Annotated in this window: 5 protein-coding genes and 1 pseudogene; all 6 read left to right on the top strand. The window is 44.9% G+C overall.

Annotation, left to right across the window (positions count from 1 at the left end; all coding sequences use genetic code 11):
- Positions 1-276: pseudogene (locus BLP57_RS07355) on the top strand (group II intron reverse transcriptase/maturase); the annotation flags it as partial.
- A 414-nt stretch (positions 277-690) separates the two neighbouring features.
- Positions 691-1,725, top strand: a complete 1,035-nt coding sequence (gene iolC, locus BLP57_RS07350; RefSeq protein ID WP_015524405.1) for a 5-dehydro-2-deoxygluconokinase — start codon at positions 691-693, stop codon at positions 1,723-1,725.
- Between the two features lie 18 nt (positions 1,726-1,743).
- A complete protein-coding gene (iolD, locus tag BLP57_RS07345; protein WP_015524406.1) occupies positions 1,744-3,675 on the top strand; it encodes a 3D-(3,5/4)-trihydroxycyclohexane-1,2-dione acylhydrolase (decyclizing) in 1,932 nt (643 codons plus the stop codon).
- 16 nt (positions 3,676-3,691) lie between these two features.
- The gene (locus tag BLP57_RS07340; RefSeq protein WP_092070461.1) at positions 3,692-4,477 is read left to right on the top strand and encodes a 5-deoxy-glucuronate isomerase; all 786 of its coding nucleotides are present in this window, start codon (positions 3,692-3,694) and stop codon (positions 4,475-4,477) included.
- Between the two features lie 138 nt (positions 4,478-4,615).
- Entirely contained in the window at positions 4,616-5,767 is a 1,152-nt protein-coding gene (locus tag BLP57_RS07335; RefSeq protein WP_015524408.1) for an iron-containing alcohol dehydrogenase, read from the top strand.
- 119 nt (positions 5,768-5,886) lie between these two features.
- Entirely contained in the window at positions 5,887-6,834 is a 948-nt protein-coding gene (locus tag BLP57_RS07330) for a substrate-binding domain-containing protein (RefSeq protein ID WP_092070457.1), read from the top strand.
- Positions 6,835-6,919 lie beyond the last annotated feature (85 nt).

Below are 6,919 nucleotides of genomic sequence, written 5' to 3'. Positions count from 1 at the left end.
ATGAAGAACAATATTGAAGATATCAACGGATGGCTCTATCATAGAATACGCATGTGTATATGGAAACAGTGGAAACTTCCAAGAACAAAGAAAAGAAATCTGATAAAGATGGGAGTACACGAATACTATGCGAACATGGCGGCAAACTGCCGAAGAGGACACTGGTATTGTGCGAATTTGACAACAGTTAAGAAAGCCATGACAAAAGAAAGACTGATAAACGGTGGCTTTTATGATTTAGCCACAGCCTATCAGTCTGTGCACATCAACTATTGAAACCGCCGTGTACCGAACGGTACGCACGGTGGTGTGAGAGGACGGGAGCTAATCACTCCCTCCTACTCGATTTACAGGAAATCTGTAAGATACTACGATATGAAATATAGATTCCAAGAAAACGACTGTCTGGATACATTTGATCGCGTGCTAATAGCGTGCTAAAAAATCAACACGCAAATGCACATGTAGATAATAGCTACTTTGAACAAAACAAAACTACAAAAATTGTATAGAATAACTGAAAAAAAGAAAAATGAAAAGAAGTACTTGCCCAAATTGTAAAACGGTGCTATATTAACATCATAAGAAACACGCAAGAAAGCACGCTAAATAAAAGAAAAAGCACGCAAATCAAAAAAGCACATAAAAAAGAAGTAAAAAATAAACCATCAAACAAACGGAGGTAAGATCATGAAGTATATCGAATTTGATGAATCCAGACCAATGGACCTGGTGCTCCTTGGAAGAGTTGCCATTGATTTTAATCCTGCTTACAACGATCAGGTAAAGGAGGAGTTCAAACCCCTGAAGAAGGTACATATGTTTGAGAAATTTGTAGGAGGATCTCCTGCAAACATCGCTGTAGGTGTTACCAAGCATGGCCTGAAAGCAGGATTTATCGGAAAGGTTTCGGATGATCAGTTCGGTGAGTATGTTGTAGATTATTTTGATGAGAGAGGAATCGATACCTCACAGATCACAAAATGTACAAACGGAGAGAAGCTGGGACTTACCTTTACCGAGATGCTTTCTCCAAAGGAAAGCAGTATCCTCATGTATCGTAACCGTATCGCAGATCTGCAGCTTCATGTAGACGACATCCACGAGGATTATATCAAAAATGCAAAAGCGATCCTCATTTCCGGAACTGCTCTTGCAGAGAGCCCTTCCAGAGAAGCAGCGATCAAAGCGGTTATGCTTGCTAAGAAAGTAAACACAAAGATCATTTTTGATATTGATTACAGAGAGTACAACTGGAAGAATGCAGATGAGATTTCCATCTACTATTCCATCGTGGCTAAGGAAGCTGACATCATCATGGGCTCCAGAGAAGAGTTTGACCTTACAGAGAAACTGATCAAAGAAGGCATGACTGATGAGGAGAGTGCAGCTTACTGGCAGGCAAAAAATGCAAAGATCGTTGTCATCAAACACGGTATGAAGGGTTCCACAGCCTACACAGTTGATGGACAGAAGTTCAGCATCAAGCCATTCCCGGTTGAGGCAAGAAAAGGTTTCGGCGGCGGCGACGGATACGGCTCCGGATTCCTGTATGGACTGTATCAGGGCTGGGAGATCATTGACTGCCTGGAGTTTGGTTCTGCTGAGGCATCCATGATGGTTAAGAGCAACAACTGCTCCGATTCCCTTCCGGGACCGGATGAAGTTCACGCATTCATTAAAGATGAAAAAGAAAAATTCGGCGAAATGATCGCAAGAGTATAAAGAAAAGGAGTGGAAAAAATGGCAAAGACAGTAAGAATGACAACTGCACAGGCAATTGTAAAATTTCTGGATAATCAGTATGTTTCCATGGACGGAGTGGAGACAAAATTCGTAGAAGGATTTTTCACGATCTTCGGACACGGTATTGCTGTAGGACTTGGTGAGGCACTGGATACAAATCCGGGACAGCTGAAGGTTCTTCAGGGAAGAAATGAGCAGGGTATGTGCCACGTTGCTACCGCTTTTGCAAAACAGAGCAACCGCAAAAAAATCATTGCATGCGCTTCCTCCATCGGACCTGGAGCTGCAAACATGGTAACAGCATGTGCAACAGCAACTGTAAATAATATTCCGCTTCTTGTATTCCCGGCAGATACTTTTGCATCTCGCCAGCCTGACCCGGTTCTCCAGCAGCTGGAGCAGAGCAGCAGCCTTGCCATCAGTACGAACGATGCATTCAAACCAGTCTGCAAATACTGGGATAGGATCACAAGACCGGAGATGGTCATGACCGCTCTGATCAATGCAATGAGAGTTCTTACAGATCCGGCTGAAACAGGTGCATGCTGCATCGCACTTTGCCAGGATGTTGAGGGTGAGTCCTTTGACTTCCCGGAGTACTTCTTCAAGAAGAGAGTGCACAGGATCACAAGACCGGTTGCAGTAGAGGAAGAGCTTGAGGATGTGGCAGAGGTCATCGCAGGAGCGAAGAAACCGCTTATCGTTGTTGGTGGTGGTGTCCGTTACTCAGAAGCCGGAGAAGCTGTTGAGAAATTCTGCGAGGAATTCAAGATCCCATTCGGCGAGACACAGGCCGGAAAGAGTGCCTGCCAGTCCGGCAATCCGTACTGTCTTGGCGGTATCGGTGTAACAGGAACCTACGCTTCCAACATCATTGGTAAAGACGCAGACGTGGTAATTTCTATCGGTTCCAGAATGTCTGACTTTACAACAAGCTCCAAGCATCTGTTCCAGAATGAGGATGTTCAGTTTGTAAGTATCAACAACTGCAGATTCCACGCATACAAGATGGATGCAGTAAAAGCAGTGGGTGATGCAAAAGCTACCGTAGAAGCACTAGCAGAAAAGCTTCGTGCAAGAGGATATAAATCTGCATATACAGATGAGATCGAGAAAGCAAAAGCTGCATGGGATAAAGAGATGGAGCGCCTTGGAAGCATTGAGTACACAGGAGATGATTTTGAGCCGCTGATCAAGGCAAGAGATCCTCGTACGATCCCGGAATATGTAAAGCTTACAAACGGAAAGATCACACAGACAGCAGCACTTGCAGCGATCAACAGAACTATCGACAAAGATGCAACCATCATCACAGCAGGCGGTTCCCTTCCAAGCTGTATGCAGCGTATGTGGAGAACAGACAAACGTGGCGGATATCATGCAGAGTACGGATATTCCTGTATGGGATATGAGGTTGCCGCTACCCTCGGTGTGAAATTTGCTGAGCCGGATAATGAAGTATACTGCGTAGTTGGAGATTCCAGCTTCCAGATGCTCCACAGTGAGATCATGACTATCATGCAGGAGAGACAGAAAGTCAATATCATGGTATTCGATAACTGCGGATTTGGCTGCATCAATAACCTTGAGATGAACCACGGAATCGGAAGCCTTGCAACAGAGTTCCGTTATACAGACGGCAAGAAACCGACCGGAGATCTGATCCCTGTAGATTATGCAAAGATCGGCGAAGGCTATGGTCTGAAGACCTATACCTGCCGCACCATCCAGGAATTGGTAGACGCTCTGGAAGATGCCAAAAAGCAGGAGATCGCATGCCTCTTTGATCTCAAAGTTATCCCGAAGACCATGACAGACGGATATGAGTCCTGGTGGGATGTAGGAATCGCAACAACATCTGAGAAAGAAAGCGTAAGAAAGGCCTGCGAGGGAGTTATGAAAGGCCGTGAAGAGGCAAGACTGTACTAATCTGGGAGGTAAGAAAATGAGTAAAGTATTTGGTTATCCGGAATATGACGAAAAAGGCGAAAAGATTCTTACAACATACGATAATGAGTACAAGGCCATGATGATGGACATCCGTGTTTACCGTATGAAATCAGGAGAGACAAGAACATTTTTAAGAGAGGGTGAGGAGACAGCAGTTCTCCTCCTCTCCGGAAACATTACCTATAAATGGAACGGAAACGAAGCTACAGCAACCAGAAAAGACGTGTTCACAGAGGGACCATGGTGTGTTCACGGATGCACAGGAACTGAGATTACAGTTGTAGCAAATGCAGAGTCACAGATCCTTGTTCAGTGCACAAAGAACGAGAAAGATTTCGGTGCAAAACTCTACAAACCGGAAGATGCTCCGTGGGGATATTCCTGCGTAGGCAAGTTCGGAAATGTTGCGAAGAGAAGAGTAAACACCATCTTCGATCATGACATTTCACCGGAGTCCAATATGGTACTTGGTGAGGTTCTCAATGACAGAGGAAACTGGTCCGGATACCTGCCGCACAGACATCCGCAGCCTGAGACATACTTTTTCAAATTTGATCATCCGGAAGGATTTGGAGCAAGCTTTGTCGGTGATCAGGTATTTAAGAGTACAGACGAGAGCTTTTCCGCAATTCCAGGAGGAGAGCTTCATCCGCAGGCAGTTGCACCTGGATATCAGATGTATACATGCTGGATGATCCGCCACATTGACGGAAATCCGTGGCTGCAGACAGACCGCTGCGAGGATGAGAGATATACCTGGCTTCATGACGCCGAGTTTTAAGGATTCGGAGATACTGATACTGGATCGTAAATAACAGACAGCAGGAAGAGGAAAATGCTGTTGTTCGTGAGGAGCGGACAGCAGTAGACCTGCTGCTATTATGAAAAAAATTGTACTGACTGAAGGGAGATTTTGACAATGGCAAGAGAATTTATTGTACCTGGAGAAATTATTTCTGGTTCCGGAGCACTGGACATGGCAGAAGGAGCACTGAAACTCCTTGGTAAAAAAGCTCTGATCGTAACCGATAAAGTAATGATCGACCTGGGAAACTGTGCAAAAGTTGAGAAGGCGCTGACAAATCAGGGCATTGAATACAGCATTTATTCTGACATCTGTGGTGAGCCAACAGATACCATGATCGAAAAAGGCTTACAGATCTATAAAGATGAGAACTGTGATTTCCTGGTAGCTCTGGGAGGTGGAAGCCCTATTGACTCTATGAAAGCCATCGGCTCACTGGTAGTAAACGGTGGAAGCATTTCCGACTACATGGGAAAAGTGATCGATGTAAAGATGCCGCCAATGGCGGCGATCCCTACCACAGCAGGAACGGGATCTGAGGCAACACAGTTCACGATTATCACGGATACCAAAAAAGACATCAAGATGCTTCTTAAAGGCAAAGTTCTCATGCCGGATCTTGCCATTATCGACCCGCAGTTTACTATGACTGCACCTCCAAAGATCACAGCAGCAACAGGTCTTGATGCACTTTGCCACTGTGTGGAAGCTTATACATCCAGAAAAGCACAGACACTTTCCGATACTTTTGCAGTATCTGCAGTAAAGAGGATCTTTAAATATCTTCCGGTTGCATATAAAGACGGAAAGAATGAAGAAGCTCGTGTACAGATGTCTGTCGCTGCTCTTGAGGCAGGAATCGCATTTAACAATGCATCTGTTACCATTATCCATGGAATGAGCCGTCCGATCGGAGCACTGTTCCATGTAGCACACGGACTTTCCAATGCCATGCTTCTGAAGGAGTGCCTTACCTTTGCGCTTCCCGGAGCATACGACAGATTCGGAGCGTTGGGACGTGATATTGGTGTGGCGGATGCAACTGATTCTGATCAGGAAGCAGCTGAGAAATTCCTGAAAGCAGTAGAGTCACTTGTAAATGAACTGGATACTCCGACTCTGGAACAGTTCGGTATCAATAAAGAAGAGTTCTTCAACGTCATCGACAAAATGGCACATGATGCCATGGACAGTGGAAGTCCTCAGAATACCATGCGTGATGTAACAGAAGAGGAAGTAAAAGAAATCTACAGAAAACTCTGGTAAAATGTAAATGTAAACCCTGCATTGCCAGATAGGAAAAGACTCCGGACCGGAGAAAAAGGCTCCGGAGTCTTTTTTTCCGTGGCAAATATAGCTGCAAAAGAAAAGGAGGCATATCCTTCATGAGAAAAAAATATATCTGTATTCTGGTGGCAGTCATAGGAGTTTGCAGCCTTTCCGGATGCGGGTCTTCTGCAAAGAAAACAGAAGAAGAGCAGGTAACGATCGGTGTTGTTACAAAATCTAAAAGCAGTGAATATTGGTTGTCTGTCTGCGACGGAATGGAAGATGCGGCAGAAAAATATCATGCAGATGTGGTGATTCTGTCTCCGGATTCCGAAACAGAAGAAGAGGTTCAGAAAAATATGATCCGGGATCTTCTGAAAACCGATATCCAGGCGATGGCAGTTTCTCCTATAGATTCCTATGAATGCGAAGATTATTTAAATTTCGCAAGAGAAAAGGGGATTTCTGTATATGCCTGTGATACTCCCATAGAGGATTCAGAAATCCCTTATATTGGAATTGACAATGAAAAACTAGGCTATGAGCTGGGCGAGCAGCTTGCAAAGGCTCTGGATCATAAAGGAAAGATTGGCGTGATCGCCGGTGATTTTAAGCAGGCTGGACACCGGATGCGTGTTGCCGGATTTGAAAAATATATGGAAAAAGAGCCTGGGATCACCATTGAAATGGTTCGGAACGGATACAGCAATATGCGGGTTTCCCAGAAGGATGTGGATGAGATCCTGGTGAAGTATCCGGATCTTAACGGAATCATGACCACAAGTGCAGTGACGGCCCTGGGACTTTCAGAGGCAACTGAAGGACGGGAGATTTCTATTGTTTCCGTAGATGCTCAGGAAGATGCCTTGAAAGCGGTTCAGGATGGGCGTATCGTGGCGCTTGGCGCGCAGTCCGGTTATCAGATCGGTTATGAAACCATCCGGTATATTGTGAAGGATCTGGAGGGAGAGGGAACAGGAGAAAATGAGATTCTGGATTCCCAGGTGCTTACCGAAGAAAATATTGATACATATATGAAGGATGACGGACATTCTCATCCCTGATACAAGCAGGTTTCCATCCGCTGCTTATTATTTTTTACAATCCGGCAGAGGCATTGACTGATTCGGTAAAAAGTCAGGCTGGTAT

This window comes from Blautia sp. SF-50 (assembly GCF_900101315.1).
Classification (GTDB): domain Bacteria; phylum Bacillota; class Clostridia; order Lachnospirales; family Lachnospiraceae; genus Blautia_A; species Blautia_A fusiformis.
The sequence above is the reverse complement of the archived record's forward strand: the minus strand, read 5'-3'. Positions and strand labels throughout refer to the sequence as shown.

Excerpts from the sequence above, each read along its gene's own strand:
- iolC (WP_015524405.1), top strand. The coding sequence starts at position 691 with ATGAAGTATATCGAATTTGATGAATCCAGACCAATGGACCTGGTGCTC.
- iolD (WP_015524406.1), top strand. The coding sequence starts at position 1,744 with ATGGCAAAGACAGTAAGAATGACAACTGCACAGGCAATTGTAAAATTT.
- BLP57_RS07340 (WP_092070461.1), top strand. The coding sequence starts at position 3,692 with ATGAGTAAAGTATTTGGTTATCCGGAATATGACGAAAAAGGCGAAAAG.
- BLP57_RS07335 (WP_015524408.1), top strand. The coding sequence starts at position 4,616 with ATGGCAAGAGAATTTATTGTACCTGGAGAAATTATTTCTGGTTCCGGA.
- BLP57_RS07330 (WP_092070457.1), top strand. The coding sequence starts at position 5,887 with ATGAGAAAAAAATATATCTGTATTCTGGTGGCAGTCATAGGAGTTTGC.